This is a genomic window from Streptomyces sp. NPDC040410, from assembly GCF_055595715.1.
Genome location: NZ_JBVIVK010000006.1, coordinates 145,258 through 160,010 on the forward strand (window position 1 = coordinate 145,258; position 14,753 = coordinate 160,010).

Here is a 14,753-nt window from a genome sequence, read left to right on the forward strand (position 1 = left end):
ACCGTCCGGTGCGGCGTGCGATGCTGTCCGGGTCAGCGTCCCAGGTTGTGCTCGGTCAGCGCCTGGCTGACCGCGCGGACGCTGCGGGCTATGTGCTGCAGCTGCATGACCTCCGCCGCGTACAGCTTGATCGTGTGCTCGATCACCGACTCGGGCATACCCAGCCCGGGCAGGTCGGCGCGGGCCGTCTGCAGGGCGGTGCGCGCGACCCGGATCTCGTGCTGGACCTGGATCTGAGCATGGCGGGCCAGCAGGACGGGGTGGCGCATCAGGGCCGGGTAGCTGGCGTAGCGCGCGGGCACCAGCTCGCGCAGCCACTTGGCCGCCGAGCGCTCCCAGTCGTAGCTTCCGGGGATCTTGACCTGGCACGGCCAGTCCGGGCTGGTGCGCGTCGTCGTCAGAGTCATGGTCATCGCTTCCGGGTGTGCGGCGTCGTGAGGGGTGGTCCGACGGGTTTGGGGCGGCCCCGGTCTAGGGGATGACCGGGGCCGCCACGGGCGCTCGCGCACGCGATGCCCGATCGAACACCCAGGGCGCCGACGCGGGTAGGAGACGGCTGCTTCGGGTGCCCGCGCAGGGGCCCGGGAAGGCAGTCGGCGCCGGCGCGGCGGATGGTGCAGCGTGCGCATGGGCGGACCGTCGGCTTTCTGCGGGCGGATGCGGGTGGTGAGGACGGGGTGGGGACCGGGTCCCGGAGCGGCCGGGCCGTGATCCGTGAGCAGTATTTATATATGCCGTCCGCTTGGCAAGGAGTATGAAAACATTCATGCGTAAATTAGGATGGAATGTCCCACTATAAGGATGTTTGGGGGAGTGGGGTCAGTCGCGCAGGAAGAAATGGTGCTGATCGGAGATCTGCTCGTACTCCTCGAGCCGGGCCTGGGTGCGCTCAGGGTCGGCATCGGTCATGGCCTGCAGCAGGGCGGCCGCCATCACGCCGGGCGCGGCATAGGAGTCGAAGACGAGCCGGGATCCGGTGCCGGTGGCGAAGACGACGTCGGCCTCGTCGGCCACGTCTCCGAGCGCCAGGTCGGTGACCACGGCGACCCGCAGTCCGGCGCCGCGCGCTACCCGCAGGGCGGTCAGGGTCTCGTGCGCGTGCCGGGGCATCGAGAACGCCAGCACCCAGGTGCCGCCGGCCTCGCGTGACTGGAGCAGCGCGTCGTACGCGGTGCTGCCGCCCCGCGTCACCAGCCGCACGTCCGGATGGATCCGGCGCGACGCGTACGCGAAGTACTCGGCCAGCGAGGCCGAGATGCGCAGCCCGAGCACGGTCAGCGGGGACGACCGGGACAGCTCGCGGCCGATGTCGATCACCTGGTCGGGGTTGGCGAAGTCCCGCCGCAGGTTCTCCAGGTTCTCCAGCTCGGCGTCGACCGCCGCCTGAAGCTCGTTGCTCCCGTTCTCCTCCGTCGCCCCGGGGCCGCCGGCCAGGGTGCCGAGGGCGATCGACTGCAGCCTTTCCCGCAGCGCGGGGTAGCCGCTGAAGCCGACGGCCGCGGCGAAACGCGTCACCGACGGCTGGCTCACACCGACGCGATCCGCGAGATCGGTGATGGAAAGGAACGCCGCCTCGGTGATGTGCTCGATCAGGTACTGGGCGATGCGCCGCTGCCCCGGAGACAGCCGGGGCCTGTCGAAGAGCGTCCTGAGCTGGGACGCCGGGGCGGCCTCCGTCTCCGGTGCGGTCTTTCCCGAGGTGATCGCTGATGCCTGTGCGCGTGCCTGCTGCGACGATGGCACCGGTGCGCCTCCCTTGTCTTCCACAGAGATGAACATAGCTCAAGCACTTTTGTGACCAGGGCCTGCACGGAGGCCTCCAGCGACCCGCCGGGAGCGGGGGATACCCGCCCGTCGGCCGGGAACCCGCAGTGGCGAAGGCGACGACGTCGAGCGCGGCGTCCCGGTACGCGAAACCAGACCTTTCGGCAGGTGAGACGGAATGAGCGCTCTGAGCGCGCTGGAGCAGGCCCTGGAACGGCGATGGGAGTCGCTGTGGGCGCGGGTGTTCGACAAGGAACCCGTCGAACTCGTCGACGCGTTGCGACGCGAGTGCGACAGCAACGCCGTCGTCTGCAGTGAGAGTCTGGTCGTGGTTCCGAACGCCTACGACATCGGGCTCGCCGACTTCGTGCACGACGAGCTCACCCGCCGGGGCAGCCGCGTGGGCCAGGTGCTCACCGACAGCCTCGCCCGGCACGCGGAGCGCAAGGGCTACGAGTGGGCCGGCCCGCTCACGGTGCACATCGCCAGGTCTCCGGACGTCCCCAATGGCCGCTACCGCGTGGTCAGCAGCGTGATGCCGCATGTGAGCGCCGACGGGTTCCAGCACGCGGCTCGGTAGGAGGGGGCTCACCCGGGACATGTGTCACCGTCGGTAGATCGTGATCGAGTGACCGACGTCGTCGACCGGACGACCGCTGTCGATCAGCTGTCTCAGCCGCCCGGCCGCCTTGGCCGCCGCGGAGTCCGACACGACCAGCACCCCGTGCACGTCGTCCACCGGCACCGTGCGGGGGTCGGACGCGTCGATGCCGTAGAAGGACGGCACGCCGCTGCCCTTGTACACGAGCCAGATCCGCTCTCCCCGGTACCGTTCGCGCAGCCGGTCGGCGAGCCGGCCCAGATCCTGGCCCCAGTCGACGTTGGAGTCGTGCAACCGCAGACGGGTCTTCGCCGGCCCGCCGAACGCCTCGTTGGAGTACGGCAGATAGTAGGGATACGTCCGCAGCGAGCTGACCGCGACGAACAGCACCAGTGCCGCCGTCACGAACGGCACCCACCGCCGGCGCACCGCCAGGACGCAGCCCGCCGCCACCGCCAGGAACATCGGCAGGAAGACGGCGTAGCGAGTGCCGAAGTTCCGTGCCCCGTCCATGGCCGGTGCCAGCAGCACACCGGAGGGGACCAGCAGATACGCCGCCGCGGGCCGAAGCCGCCGTACCGACACCACCACGACGGCACCGGCTGCCCACAGCGCGAGCATGCCGAGCGGGGTCTTCACCATCAGGGCGGCCGGCAGGTAGTACCAGAGCGAGCCGGTGTACACCCGGCCGAAGAGGAAGCCCTGCCACGGGTGGTTCTCCAGGCCGAACTGGATGCGCATCCCGTCCCGGTACGCCTCGGGGAAGGGCATCAGGTCCACGAGCAGCCCCCGCAGCCCGTGGACGACGGGCACATGCTGCTGGGGCGACCACCGCAGCCGCGGATCCACGGCCAGATACGCGGCCCATACGACCGCGACGGCGGCCAGCGCCACCATGCCCGCGCCCAGGACGGCCCGCGCCGCTCGTCGGCGGCGCTCCCGTGAATCCGCGCGCCACACCGACACGGCGGCCAGTACCAGGAGCACCGGCACCGCCGGCAGTGCGCTCATCTTCGTGGCCAGGGCCGCACCGAGCGCCGCCCCGGCCAGGAGCAGGTGCGGCCGGGGCCGTCGGCGGGCCCGCCACATCAGCCACACCGACGTCAGCAGGAACCCGGCGGCCGGCACGTCGAGCGTGGCGAGGGAACCGTGCGCGACGACGTCGGGCGAGAAGGCGTACAGCGCGAGCGCACCCACTCCGGCGGCCGGTCCGGCCAGGTCGCGGGCGAAGGCGAGGACGACGAGTCCGAACAGCAGCGTCAGCGCGATCACCGGAAGGCGGGCCCACAGCATCAGCCGCCAGGGGTCGTTGCCCGACTCGTACAGCAGATGCCGCCCCAGCCCGCCCTGGTCGCCGGTGAAGGACGCGTCGACGTGCGGATCGGCCGCGGCGACCCCGACGGTGATCACCAGCTTGCCGAGCGGCGGATGCTCGGGGTTGTAGCGCACCTCGTGCTCGTGCAGGTAGTCGGCCGCCGTGCCCACGTACACGGGCTCGTCGATGGTCGGGGTCTGCCGCACCGCCGTGGTCACCATCGCGAACGCCATCTGCGCGAGCAGCACGACCACGAGCAGCGGCACCAGCCACGGTCGGCGGGACTGCCCCGCAGGCCGGGCGGAGGGCTCGCTCGGGAGTGTCCCCGGATCCAGGACCGAGTGCCGTTCGCGCGTCATCATCCGCTCCGCGGTGTCACCGGGGCGTGGTGGCGGGAGAGATGCGAGGACGCCGCATGGGCCTACTCTGCACCACCGCCCGCCACGGAGGGCGTCACCGCTTGAGAAGTCGTACCGACGGACCTTCCGTCGTACAGAGGGGTACGGCCCGCAGCCTGTCGGAGTTCAGACCGACGCGGCCGAACCGGCCGCGCGGCACCGGCGCGCCGAGGACGGGTACCGTGGTTCCCGCCGCCTGGGCCTCTCGGCGTCCAGCCGCAGCGACAGCGCGCTGCCCTGGCCGAGCACCGCCCGCCGCATCACTTCCAGGGCCGGCTCTCGGCACGAACGCAGCATCAGGTCCGGCGTCGCGGACTCCGGGGCGTACCCACCGTGCGCCTGTACCGTCGCGGCGGGCAGGAGAGCAGCGGGCCGGAGCGCCAGGTTCGGCCCCGCGGGGAAGACACCGGCTTCGATGGCCGGCGCGCGTTCCAGCCGCCGGCCGAGGCGAGCACGGTGATGTCCGACCCCATGCGGGCAGACCGGGGCAGCGGACTGCGCCGGTCCTGGGCCCTGTCGTCGAACTCCCGCCTGCCCAGGGATTTCTCACCCCCGCGCGTCCACGCGCGGCAGCACCGCCATCGGTACGACGAGATCGGCCCGCTCCCGGGTCGCGGCGACGAGGTCCGCGTTGCGCTGGTCGGTGCGCAGGACCCACGCCACGGCCTCCTCATGCCCTTTGCCGAACTCCTCGTGCCGGGCGACCAGCCGCCGGACGCGCTCCTCCTCGTCCAGCTCGCAGAACCACACCTCGTCCAGCTGTGCCCGGACCCGCGCCCACGCACCCGTGCCCAGCAGCAGGTAGTTGCCCTCCGTCACGATCAGCCGGGCCTCGGGCGGCACCGGTAGGGCGCCGGCGAGCGGCTGCTCCAGGACCCGCTCGAAGCCGGGCGCGTAGACGACGTCACCGTCGCCCTCCTCGTGCAGGCGCCGCAGCAGTGCCGCGTACCCCGCCGCGTCGAAGGTGTCCGGCGCGCCCTTGCGGTCCAGGCGGCCGAGCCGGTCCAGCTCGGCGTCGGCGAGGTGGAAGCCGTCCATGGGGACGTGAGCGACCCACGGGTCCCCGGCTCCGTTGAGCGCCCGCAGGAGATGCTGGGCGAGCGTCGACTTCCCCGCGCCCGGGCTGCCGGCGATGCCGAGGACGGCGCGCCGCCCTCCGCGTACGAGGGTCCGGGCGCGGATCAGGAGGTCGTCGAATGTCAGCGGCACACAGCAGAGTGTGTCAGCCGGGGCGATGCTGGTGAGAGGGGGAGGAGGGAGCCGTACCGTGGCCGACGACGAGACGCAGATCCGCACACTGATCACGAAGTGGGCCGAAGCCGTTCACCGGGGCGACCTCGACGCGGTCCTCGCGGACCACGCCGACGACATCCTGATGTACGACGTGCCGCCGCCGCACGAGGGCATCCGGGGGCTGCTGCCCTATGCCGCGACCTGGCCGCCGTTCTTCGACTGGCAGGCGCAGGGCGCCTGCTTCGACATCGACACCCTCGACGTCACCGCCGGCGCCGACGTCGCCTACGCGCACGCGCTGCTGCGTTGCGGAACCCCGGAGGAACTCGCCGAATCGCCGACCCTCCGCCTGCGGCTGACGTTCGGCCTGCGCAAGGAGCAGGGGCGCTGGACCGTCGCCCACGAGCACCACTCGTTCCCGCACGACTGACCCACGCCCGCTCTTTCGCCCGTGTGGCGCGCGCCACCCACTGGACGCCGTGTCACGGGGAACCGGTCCTGTATGACGCAGCTCGGTCTCCCCGAAGAAATCCTGGCCTGCCTCTTCGACCTCGACGGGGTCGTCACCAAGACGGCCGTGGTGCACGCGGCCGCCTGGAAGGAGACGTTCGACGCGTTCCTGCGCGAGCGCGAGGGCGAGCCCTTCCGGCCGTTCGACGCCGTCGCCGACTACGACGAGTACGTCGACGGACGCCCCCGCGCCGACGGCGTCCGCACCTTCCTGGCCGCACGCGGTATCGAACTGCCCGAAGGCGACCCGGGCGACCCACCCGACGCCCCCACCGTCCACGGACTCGGCAACCGCAAGAACGACCTGGTCCTGACGAAGATCCGGGCCGGCGGAGTCGAGGTCTACGACGGCACCCTGCGCTACATCGAGGCGGTCCGCGGGCAGGGCCTGCGCACCGCCATCGTCTCCTCCAGCGCCAACTGCCGTGACGTGCTGCGCACGGTCGGCGCCGAGGATCTCTTCGACGTACGCATCGACGGCGTGGTGGCCGCCGAGCGGCACCTGCCCGGCAAGCCGCACCCCGACACCTTCCTGGCCGCGGCCCACGACCTGGGCACCGACGCACCCCACTCCGCCGTCTTCGAGGACGCGCTGGCCGGCATGGACGCGGGCCGGGCGGGTGGTTTCCGGTACGTCGTCGGCGTCGACCGCGTGGGACAGCGCGACGCGCTGTACGCGCACGGCGCGCACCGGGTCGTGGAGGATCTCGCCGAGCTGGGAGGACCGGCGTGATCACCCACGCGTCGTACGCCGTGGAACCGTGGAGCGTGCGCGAGAGGGGCCTCGGTCTCGACGTCCTGGCGCAGAGCGAGTCCGTGTTCGCTCTCTCCAACGGCCATGTCGGCTGGCGCGGCAACCTCGACGAGGGCGAACCGCACGGCCTGCCCGGTTCCTACCTCGGCGGCGTGCACGAACTGCATCCGCTGCCCTACGCCGAGGCCGGATACGGCTACCCCGAGTCGGGCCAGACGGTCATCAACGTCACCAACGGCAAGGTGGTACGGCTGCTGGTCGACGACGAGCCCTTCGACCTGCGCCACGGCCGGCTGGTCGCGCACGAGCGGAACCTGGACCTGCGCAGGGGAGTGCTGGAGCGGGTCTGCGAGTGGGTCTCCCCGGCCGGTTCCCGCGTACGGGTGCGCTCGACGCGGCTCGTCTCCCTCACCCAGCGGGCGATCGCCGGGGTGTCGTACGAGGTGGAGGCCGTCGACAGCGAGACACGCGTGGTGATCCAGTCCGAGCTCGTCGCCAACGAGAGCCTGCCTGAGCCGAACGGCGACCCGCGCGCGGCCAGGGCGCTGAGGTCGCCGCTGGAGCCCGAGGACGCCTTCGCCGTGGGCCGCCGGCTGCGCCTCGTGCACCGCACCCGGCGCAGCGGTCTGCGGGTGGCCGTGGCCGCGGACCATGTGGTCGAGGGTCCGGGGAAGACCCGTACCAGCAGCGAGAGCAACGAGGACGTCGCCCGCCTGACCGTCACCTCGGTCCTCGCCCCGGGGCAGCGGCTGCGCGTGGAGAAACTGGTCGCGCACGGCTGGTCCGGCACCCGCTCGCTGCCCGCGATGAGCGACCAGGCCGACGCGGCGCTGGCGGCCGCGGCGATGGGCGGCTGGGCGGGCCTCCTGGCCGAACAGGAGGCCTGCCTGGACGACTTCTGGGCGGGCGCCGACGTGGAGGTCGACGGCGACGAGGCGATCCAGCAGGCCGTCCGCTTCGCCCTCTTCCATGTGCTGCAGGCCGGAGCCCGCGCGGAACAGCGCGCGATACCCGCGAAGGGCCTGACCGGCTCCGGCTACGACGGCCACGCCTTCTGGGACACCGAGACCTTCGTGCTGCCCCTGCTGACCTACACCGCTCCCGAGGCCGTGGCCGAGGCCCTGCGCTGGCGCCGGAACACCCTGCCCGCCGCGCGGGAACGCGCGGCCCAACTCGGCCTGCGCGGGGCCGCGTTCCCCTGGCGGACCATCGAGGGCTCGGAAGGCTCGGCGTACTGGCCCGCCGGGACGGCCGCCTTCCATGTGAACGCGGCCGTCGCGGACGCGGTGGTGCGCTACACGGCGGCGACGGGGGACGAACGCTTCGAACGTGACACCGGGGTCGAGCTGCTCGTGGAAACGGCCCGCCTGTGGCGCTCGCTCGGCCACCACGACCACCGGGGCACCTTCCACATCGACGGTGTCACCGGCCCGGACGAGTACAGCGCGGTCGCCGACGACAACACGTACACCAACCTCATGGCCCGGGCGAACCTGCTGTCGGCCGCCGACGCCTGCGCACGCCATCCGGACCGGGCCGCCCAGCTCGGTGTCGACGTCGAGGAGAGCGCCTCCTGGCGGGACGCCGCCGAGGCCGTGCACATCCCCTACAACCACGAACTCGGCGTGCACGAGCAGCACGCCGGGTTCACTCGCTACCAGCGCTGGGACTTCACCGGCACCCGCCCCGACCAGTACCCGCTGCTGCTGCACTTCCCCTACTTCGACCTCTACCGCAAGCAGGTCGTCAAGCAGGCGGACCTGGTTCTGGCGATGTACACGTGCAGCGGCTGGTTCGAGGAGTTCTGCGACGAGGAGCAGATCGCGCGCAACTTCGCCTACTACGAGCCGCTGACCGTTCGCGACTCCTCGCTGTCGGCGTGCTGCCAGGCCGTCGTCGCCGCCCAGGCGGGCCATCTGGACCTCGCCTACGACTACACCGCCGAAGCCGCGCTGATGGACCTGGCGGACCTGGAGCACAACACCCGCGACGGACTGCACATCGCCTCCCTGGCCGGCACCTGGACGGCTCTGGTCGCCGGGTTCGGCGGCCTGCGCCGCGACGGCGACAGCCTGCGGTTCGCCCCGCGGCTGCCCGAACGTTTCAGCCGCCTGGCCTTCACGCTCCAACTCCTCGGCCGCCGCCTGCGCGTGGAGATCGGCCCGGACAAGGCCACGTACACGCTGACGGGCAAGCCGCTGACGATCCGCCACCATGGCTCCCCGCTGACCCTGCGAGGCGACAGTCCCGTCGTCCGCACGGTCCCGCGGTCGCAGGCGCGCCCCGCTCCCGAACAGCCGCCGCACCGCAGCCCGAACACCCGCTGACCTGCCGCGTAAGGCACCTGCTCCAGTCCACACTGCACGCCTGTCCGATGCGGGTTAATTTGTCCGTAATTTGCTGTGGGGTGCAGGGGCAAGAGGTGGACGATGGGCAGTGGAGCCGACGCGGTTCTCGCCGGAATGCGGCGACTCCAGGCACCGGACAGACCCGGCCCGTCCTGGCGGGCGCGCGGCGACGGACCGCTCGCCGCCGTCGCCTGCGCCTTCGCGCTGGCCCAGCTCGTCCTGGTACCCCCGGGCATGGGACTCGGCTGGGACGAGACGGTGTACGTCAGCCAGGTGAGCCCCCAGGCCCCGGCGGCCTTCTTCAGCGCACCCCGTGCCCGAGGCGTGACCCTGCTGGTGGCTCCGGTCGCAGCCTGGTCGTCGTCCACCCCGCTGCTGCGCGTCTTCCTCGCACTGCTGTCCGGCATCGGCCTCTGGCTGGCCCTGCGCGCCTGGCGCGGATTCTTCCCCGCCCGCGTCCTGGCCGCCGCCGGCGCACTCTTCGCCACCCTGTGGGTGACGCTCTTCTACGGCCCGCAGGCCATGCCCAACTACTGGGTGGCGATCGGCGCCCTGGCCTGCGTCGGCTGCTTCCTGCGGGCCCGCGCCGACCGCTTCGGGCGGGCGGCCCTCCGGGGTACGGCGGCCGCAGCCGCGGTCATGGCGTGGATGCGGCCCACCGACGCGGTGTGGGTGGCGCTGCCGCTGTTCGTCCTCGCCGCGGTGGCACGCCGGGTACGGCTCGCGGCCGCCCTCGTGGCGGGACTCCTCGCAGGTGCCGCGGAGTGGGTGATCGAGGCGTTCGTCAGCTACGGCGGCCTGGGCCAAAGGCTGTCCGACGCCTCCCGTGTCCAGGGAGGCCTCGGCTGGAACTTCGCGGTGGACGACCAGCTGCGCAGTCTGGGCGGGCGCGCGCTCTGCCGCCCCTGCACCGGGCCGATGCCCGAGCCGGTGCTCACGCTGTGGTGGTGGGCCCTCCCGCTGCTGGCCGTGCTGGGCCTCACCGCCGCGGTCCGGGCCCGGCGCACCACGTACACGCTGGTCCCGCTGGCCTGCGCCACGACGGCCGCCGTCCCCTACCTGTTCATGATCGGATACGCGGCGCCCCGCTTCCTGCTGCCGGCCTACGCGCTGTTGGCGATCCCGGTCGCCGAAGGCCTGTTCAGCCTGGTCACCGCGCGCAGCGGCCGATGGCGGCCGGTGGGGGCGGCCCTCGTCGGGGTGGCGCTGACGGGCCACCTCGCCGTGCAGTACGCCGTCCTGGACCACACCGTGGACCGCACCGCCGCGGACCGCCGCGCCTGGGCCCTTACCGCAGCCGAACTGCACCGCCTGGGGGTACGTCCGCCCTGCCTGCTCACCGGGCACGAGGCCATCCCCGTCGCCTACTACACGGGCTGTGCCTCGGCCCAGACACGCGGCAACAACGCCAACACCACCGAGGCGGAGATCCTGCGGACCACACGCCGGATGCCCGCCGCCGTGCTCACCGGGCCGGGCGGCCGGCCACCCGCATACGCCCGCACCTGGGAGACCCACCGGTCCGGTGATCTGCGCATCCGCCTGGCCCCCAGGGGCGGACCCGTATGACGTCCCAGCAGATCACCGTCCCGCCCCCGCGCAGACCCGCCTCATGGCGCACCGTCCCCACGCTCGCAGTCCTGGCCGGCGGCCCCTGCCCGGCCCGGCGCCGCCGGCCCGTGCTGGAAGCCGGGGCCTCCGGCTGCTGATCGCCGCCGGCCGCGCCGTCGCGCTGCGGCGCCGCCGGCCGGGTGATGCTGCTCTCCCGTGCCGCGAGCAGCGCCTCGGTTCTGCTGCCGGCTCCGGGCGGCCCCGGCTCCCTCGGCCCCGTGCTCGCCGACCTCTCGAATGCCTCCTCGTCTCCCTCGGTGATACTCCCTGGGCAGTGCGTTACCCGGCGCCGGGATTCCCGTCTGAAGGGGGTTGCAGCGCCTGCGATACGGGCGTTCCCTGGAAGTATCCAGTGGTGAACCAAGAGCGCCTGGGACTACGACACGGACCGAGGGGCTCCGCCTCATTACGTGTTCTCCCGGCAAAAGCCTCGGTGGGCGGTCCGCCGTGGTCACCAAGCGTTCGACGCGGAGGTGATCCAGGTGAAAGCCGTTGTCTACGAGAAGCCCTTCAGCGTCGCCGTCAGGGATGTCGACGATCCGCAGATCCAGCACCCGAACGACGTGCTGGTACGCGTCACATCGACGGCTATCTGCGGATCCGACCTGCACATGTACGAGGGCCGCACGGCGGCCGAGTCGGGCATCGTCTTCGGACACGAGAACATGGGCATCGTCGAGGAAGCCGGCGCCGGTGTGACCTCCCTGTCCAAGGGCGACCGCGTCGTCATGCCGTTCAACGTCGCCTGCGGATTCTGCAAGAACTGCCTTGCCGGGAAGACCGGCTTCTGCCTGACGGTCAATCCGGGCTTCGCGGGCGGAGCCTATGGCTATGTGGCCATGGGCCCGTACAAGGGCGGGCAGGCTGAGCTGCTGCGGGTGCCCTTCGCCGACTTCAACTGCCTGAAGCTGCCGTCGGGCAACGAGTTCGAGACCGATTTCGTGTTGCTCGCCGACATCTTCCCGACCGGCTACCACGGATGCGAGCTCGCCCAGGTGTCCCCCGGAGAGAGCGTGGCCGTCTTCGGTGCCGGCCCGGTCGGGCTGATGGCCGCCTATTCCGCGATGCTGCGCGGTGCGTCGAAGGTGTTCTCCGTGGACCGGGTGCCCGAGCGGCTGGCCAAGGCCGAGGAGATCGGAGTCGTCCCGATCGACTTCACCAAGGGCGACCCGGCCGAGCAGATCAAAGAACAGACCGGAGGCGAGGGAACCGACAAGGGCGTCGACGCCGTCGGCTACCAGGCCCAGGCGCACGACGCGAGCCATGAGGAACCCGCCGTCGTCCTCAACACACTCGTCGAGACGGTGCGGCCGACGGGCATGCTGGGCGTACCGGGTCTGTACGTGCCGTCCGACCCGGGCGGACCCGACGAGAACGCCAAGCACGGTCAGCTGTTGGTCTCCATCGGCAGGATGTTCGAGAAGGGCCAGCAGATGGGTACCGGTCAGTGCAACGTCAAGCGGTACAACCGCCAGCTGCGTGACCTGATCATCGCGGGGCGCGCCAAGCCCAGCTTCGTGGTCTCCCACGAACTGCCACTGGACCAGGCGCCGACCGCGTACGAGAAGTTCGACCAGCGGATCGAGGGCTACACCAAGGTCGTACTGCATCCAGGTCACGCGCTCGCGGCGTAAGGCGGACAGTCGGTGGGCGGCGGCGCTCACTGATCCCGCATGGCGACGGGCCGGCTGCTGGAAGCCAAGCTCAGCAGCCGACCCGCCGTGAGCTGGTTTCCTGCGAGTCGCGTCCGGGGTCCGGATCCCAGGTGAAGCCGGCCCCGGCAACATGAGGCGGTCATGGCTGAGCAACCCATCGACCCGACGGGTACGCACGCGTCGGCGGGCGGTCCTCCGCCCGCATCGGATCCGGCATCGTCCGGCCCCGGGACGTCCAGCGTCGGAATTCACGGCATCACCGAATCCGCGCGGTACTCCCTGGCCGAAATGGGGCCGAAACGGAGTCTGCAGACACTGCTGGCGATGAACCACGTCGACGGTTTCGACTGTCCGAGCTGCGCATGGGGCGACCCCGATCCCGGCCACCGGAAGACCGCGGAGTTCTGCGAGAACGGCGCGAAGGCCGTCGCCTGGGAGGCCACGCGCAAACGCGTCGACGCGTCGTTCTTCGCCGAGCACTCCGTCGCTGCCCTGCGGGAGCGGGACGGTCACTGGCTGGAGTCACAGGGCCGGCTGGCCCAGCCGATGCATCTCGCCCCCGGCGCGACCCACTACGCGCCCATCTCGTGGGAGGACGCGCTCGCGCTCACCGCCGGCCACCTGAGCGGCCTCGCCGATCCGAACCGTGCCGTGTTCTACACCAGCGGCCGGACGAGCAACGAGGCCGCCTTCCTCTACCAGTTGCTGGCACGCAGGCTCGGCACGAACAATCTGCCGGACTGCTCGAACATGTGCCACGAGTCGAGCGGCGCGGCCCTGACCGAGACCATCGGCGTCGGAAAAGGCCTCATCACGTTCTCCGACATCACCGACTACGCAGACTTGATCATCGTCGTGGGCCAGAACCCCGGCACCTGCCACCCCCGTATGCTCACCGCACTCGAGCAGGCCAAGCGGCGCGGCGCCCGCATCATCGCCGCCAACCCGCTCCCCGAGGCCGGTTTCGGCCGCTTCCGCAACCCGCACACCGCACGCGGCCTGGTCGGACCCGGTACGAAGCTCGCCGACCGCTACCTTCCCGTGCGCATCAACGGCGATCTGGCCCTGTTCGCGGGCCTGAACCGTGCCCTGATCGGCCGGGAGGACTCCCGGCCGGGCTCCGCCCTCGACCACGACTTCATCGACCGGTACTGCGACGGCTTCGAGGCGGCGGCAGCGGCATGGCGTGCCCTGGACTGGTCGCGGATCGAGACGATGGCCGGTCTGTCCCGCCGTCTGATCGAGGACTGTGCGGCCGACGTGCTCGCCGCGGACAGCGTCGTCGTCTGCTGGGCGATGGGGCTCACTCAGCACCGCAACGCGGTGGCCACCATCCGCGAGATCGTCAACTTCCTTCTGCTGCGCGGCAACATCGGACGCCCCGGTGCCGGGCCCGCCCCGATCCGCGGGCACAGCAACGTCCAGGGCGACCGCAGCATGGGCATCTGGGAGAAGATGCCGCCCACGTTCCTGGACAGGCTCCGCGACGAGTTCGGGTTCGATCCGCCCCGTGCCCCCGGCCTGGACACCGTCGACTCGATCAAGGCCATGCGCGACGGCGAGGTCGACGTGTTCATCGGCCTCGGCGGCAACTTCGCGTCGGCCACGCCCGACACACAGGTCACGGAGGCCGCACTGGCCAACTGCGTCCTCACCGTCCATGTCGCGACCAAACTGAACCGGTCCCATCTGTGCCCCGGCACCGAGGCGCTTCTCCTGCCCTGCCTCGGCCGCACCGAACGCGACCGGCAGGCCTCCGGCGAGCAGTTCGTCACGGTCGAGGACACGATGGCCATGGTGCACTCGTCGCGCGGACGACTCCTTCCCGGATCACCGCACCTGCGCAGCGAGGTCGCGATCATCGCCGGCCTCGGGCACGCGCTCTTCGGCGACGACCTCGGCTGGCGCCCCATGCGCGACGACTACGCCGTGATCCGCCGTCACATCGAGCACGTCGTCCCCGGCTTCCACGCCTTCGAGGAGCGCGTCCGGCAGCCCGGCGGCTTCATGCTGCCCCGGGCACCGCGCGACTCCCGCACGTTCCCCACGCCGACCGGCAAGGCGCGCTTCACCGTCAACCCACCGACCGCGCCCGAAGTCCCGCCGGGACACCTGCTGCTGACGACGGTACGGTCGCACGACCAGTTCAACACCACCGTCTACGGCCTCGACGACCGCTACCGCGGCATCAAGGGCGGACGGCGGGTCGTCTTCCTCAACCGGAACGACCTCCGCGACCTCCACCTGCAAGACGGCGACCTGGTCGATCTGGTCAGTGTCAGCCCTGACGGTGAACGCCGTGCCCCCGGCTTCCGCGCCGTCCGCTATCCGACGCCGCGCGGCTGCGCCGCCGCCTACTATCCGGAAACGAACGTGCTGGTCGCGCTGGACTCCACGGCCGAGACCAGCAACACTCCCGTGACCAAGTCCATCGTGATCCGCATCGAACCGTCCAGCGCGAGAGCTGTCCGGACGGTCGATGCGAGCACTGATCATCGGCGCCAGGGAGGGGGGACGTGATCCTCGGGTTCCCGGTCGTCAGGTAGTCGCGCCGCAGGTTCTTC

The 14,753-nt window shown here is 71.4% G+C and carries 12 protein-coding genes; 8 read left to right on the forward strand and 4 right to left on the reverse strand.

The window, feature by feature from the left end:
- Window positions 1-32: 32 nt before the first annotated feature.
- A complete protein-coding gene (locus ACZ562_RS15060; RefSeq protein WP_471178224.1) occupies window positions 33-413 on the reverse strand; it encodes a hypothetical protein in 381 nt (126 codons plus the stop codon).
- 406 nt (window positions 414-819) lie between these two features.
- Complete coding sequence (locus tag ACZ562_RS15065; protein ID WP_471178226.1) at window positions 820-1,743, reverse strand: MurR/RpiR family transcriptional regulator; 924 nt, start codon at window positions 1,741-1,743, stop codon at window positions 820-822.
- Between the two features lie 199 nt (window positions 1,744-1,942).
- Between ACZ562_RS15065 and ACZ562_RS15070 the strand changes: the two genes are divergently transcribed.
- Window positions 1,943-2,344 (forward strand): DUF3662 domain-containing protein, encoded by a 402-nt coding sequence (locus tag ACZ562_RS15070; protein WP_471178229.1) that lies wholly within the window; start codon window positions 1,943-1,945, stop codon window positions 2,342-2,344.
- 24 nt (window positions 2,345-2,368) lie between these two features.
- On the opposite strand, the gene ACZ562_RS15075 is transcribed toward ACZ562_RS15070, so the two are convergent.
- Complete coding sequence (locus tag ACZ562_RS15075) at window positions 2,369-4,042, reverse strand: phospholipid carrier-dependent glycosyltransferase (protein ID WP_471178232.1); 1,674 nt, start codon at window positions 4,040-4,042, stop codon at window positions 2,369-2,371.
- A 582-nt stretch (window positions 4,043-4,624) separates the two neighbouring features.
- Window positions 4,625-5,287, reverse strand: a complete 663-nt coding sequence (locus ACZ562_RS15080) for a nucleoside/nucleotide kinase family protein (RefSeq protein WP_471178235.1) — start codon at window positions 5,285-5,287, stop codon at window positions 4,625-4,627.
- Between the two features lie 58 nt (window positions 5,288-5,345).
- On the opposite strand from ACZ562_RS15080, the gene ACZ562_RS15085 reads away from it, so the two are divergent.
- The 7 genes from ACZ562_RS15085 to ACZ562_RS15115 all read left to right on the forward strand — a co-directional run bounded on the left by ACZ562_RS15085 (window position 5,346) and on the right by ACZ562_RS15115 (window position 14,709).
- Complete coding sequence (locus ACZ562_RS15085; protein ID WP_471178237.1) at window positions 5,346-5,741, forward strand: nuclear transport factor 2 family protein; 396 nt, start codon at window positions 5,346-5,348, stop codon at window positions 5,739-5,741.
- A 72-nt stretch (window positions 5,742-5,813) separates the two neighbouring features.
- A complete protein-coding gene (locus ACZ562_RS15090; protein ID WP_471178240.1) occupies window positions 5,814-6,554 on the forward strand; it encodes an HAD family hydrolase in 741 nt (246 codons plus the stop codon).
- Window positions 6,551-8,902 carry a glycoside hydrolase family 65 protein gene (locus ACZ562_RS15095; protein ID WP_471178243.1) on the forward strand — a complete coding sequence of 784 codons (2,352 nt, stop codon included), beginning with the start codon at window positions 6,551-6,553 and terminating at the stop codon, window positions 8,900-8,902. The genes ACZ562_RS15090 and ACZ562_RS15095 overlap by 4 nt, the downstream gene beginning before the upstream one ends.
- A 102-nt stretch (window positions 8,903-9,004) precedes the next feature.
- Entirely contained in the window at window positions 9,005-10,492 is a 1,488-nt protein-coding gene (locus ACZ562_RS15100) for a hypothetical protein (protein WP_471178246.1), read from the forward strand.
- Window positions 10,489-10,632, forward strand: a complete 144-nt coding sequence (locus tag ACZ562_RS15105; protein ID WP_471178248.1) for a hypothetical protein — start codon at window positions 10,489-10,491, stop codon at window positions 10,630-10,632. The genes ACZ562_RS15100 and ACZ562_RS15105 overlap by 4 nt, the downstream gene beginning before the upstream one ends.
- 384 nt (window positions 10,633-11,016) lie before the next feature.
- A complete protein-coding gene (locus ACZ562_RS15110; protein ID WP_471178251.1) occupies window positions 11,017-12,168 on the forward strand; it encodes a glutathione-independent formaldehyde dehydrogenase in 1,152 nt (383 codons plus the stop codon).
- A gap of 162 nt (window positions 12,169-12,330) precedes the next feature.
- A complete protein-coding gene (locus ACZ562_RS15115) occupies window positions 12,331-14,709 on the forward strand; it encodes an FdhF/YdeP family oxidoreductase (RefSeq protein ID WP_471178254.1) in 2,379 nt (792 codons plus the stop codon).
- The last annotated feature ends 44 nt before the right edge of the window (window positions 14,710-14,753 follow it).

What these genes read in the sequence shown, in the direction of transcription:
- ACZ562_RS15090 (WP_471178240.1), top strand. Translation starts at nt 5,814, where the DNA reads ATGACGCAGCTCGGTCTCCCCGAAGAAATCCTGGCCTGCCTCTTCGAC.
- ACZ562_RS15060 (WP_471178224.1), bottom strand. Translation starts at nt 413, where the DNA reads ATGACCATGACTCTGACGACGACGCGCACCAGCCCGGACTGGCCGTGC.
- ACZ562_RS15100 (WP_471178246.1), top strand. Translation starts at nt 9,005, where the DNA reads ATGGGCAGTGGAGCCGACGCGGTTCTCGCCGGAATGCGGCGACTCCAG.
- ACZ562_RS15070 (WP_471178229.1), top strand. Translation starts at nt 1,943, where the DNA reads ATGAGCGCTCTGAGCGCGCTGGAGCAGGCCCTGGAACGGCGATGGGAG.
- ACZ562_RS15075 (WP_471178232.1), bottom strand. Translation starts at nt 4,042, where the DNA reads ATGATGACGCGCGAACGGCACTCGGTCCTGGATCCGGGGACACTCCCG.
- ACZ562_RS15105 (WP_471178248.1), top strand. Translation starts at nt 10,489, where the DNA reads ATGACGTCCCAGCAGATCACCGTCCCGCCCCCGCGCAGACCCGCCTCA.
- ACZ562_RS15115 (WP_471178254.1), top strand. Translation starts at nt 12,331, where the DNA reads ATGGCTGAGCAACCCATCGACCCGACGGGTACGCACGCGTCGGCGGGC.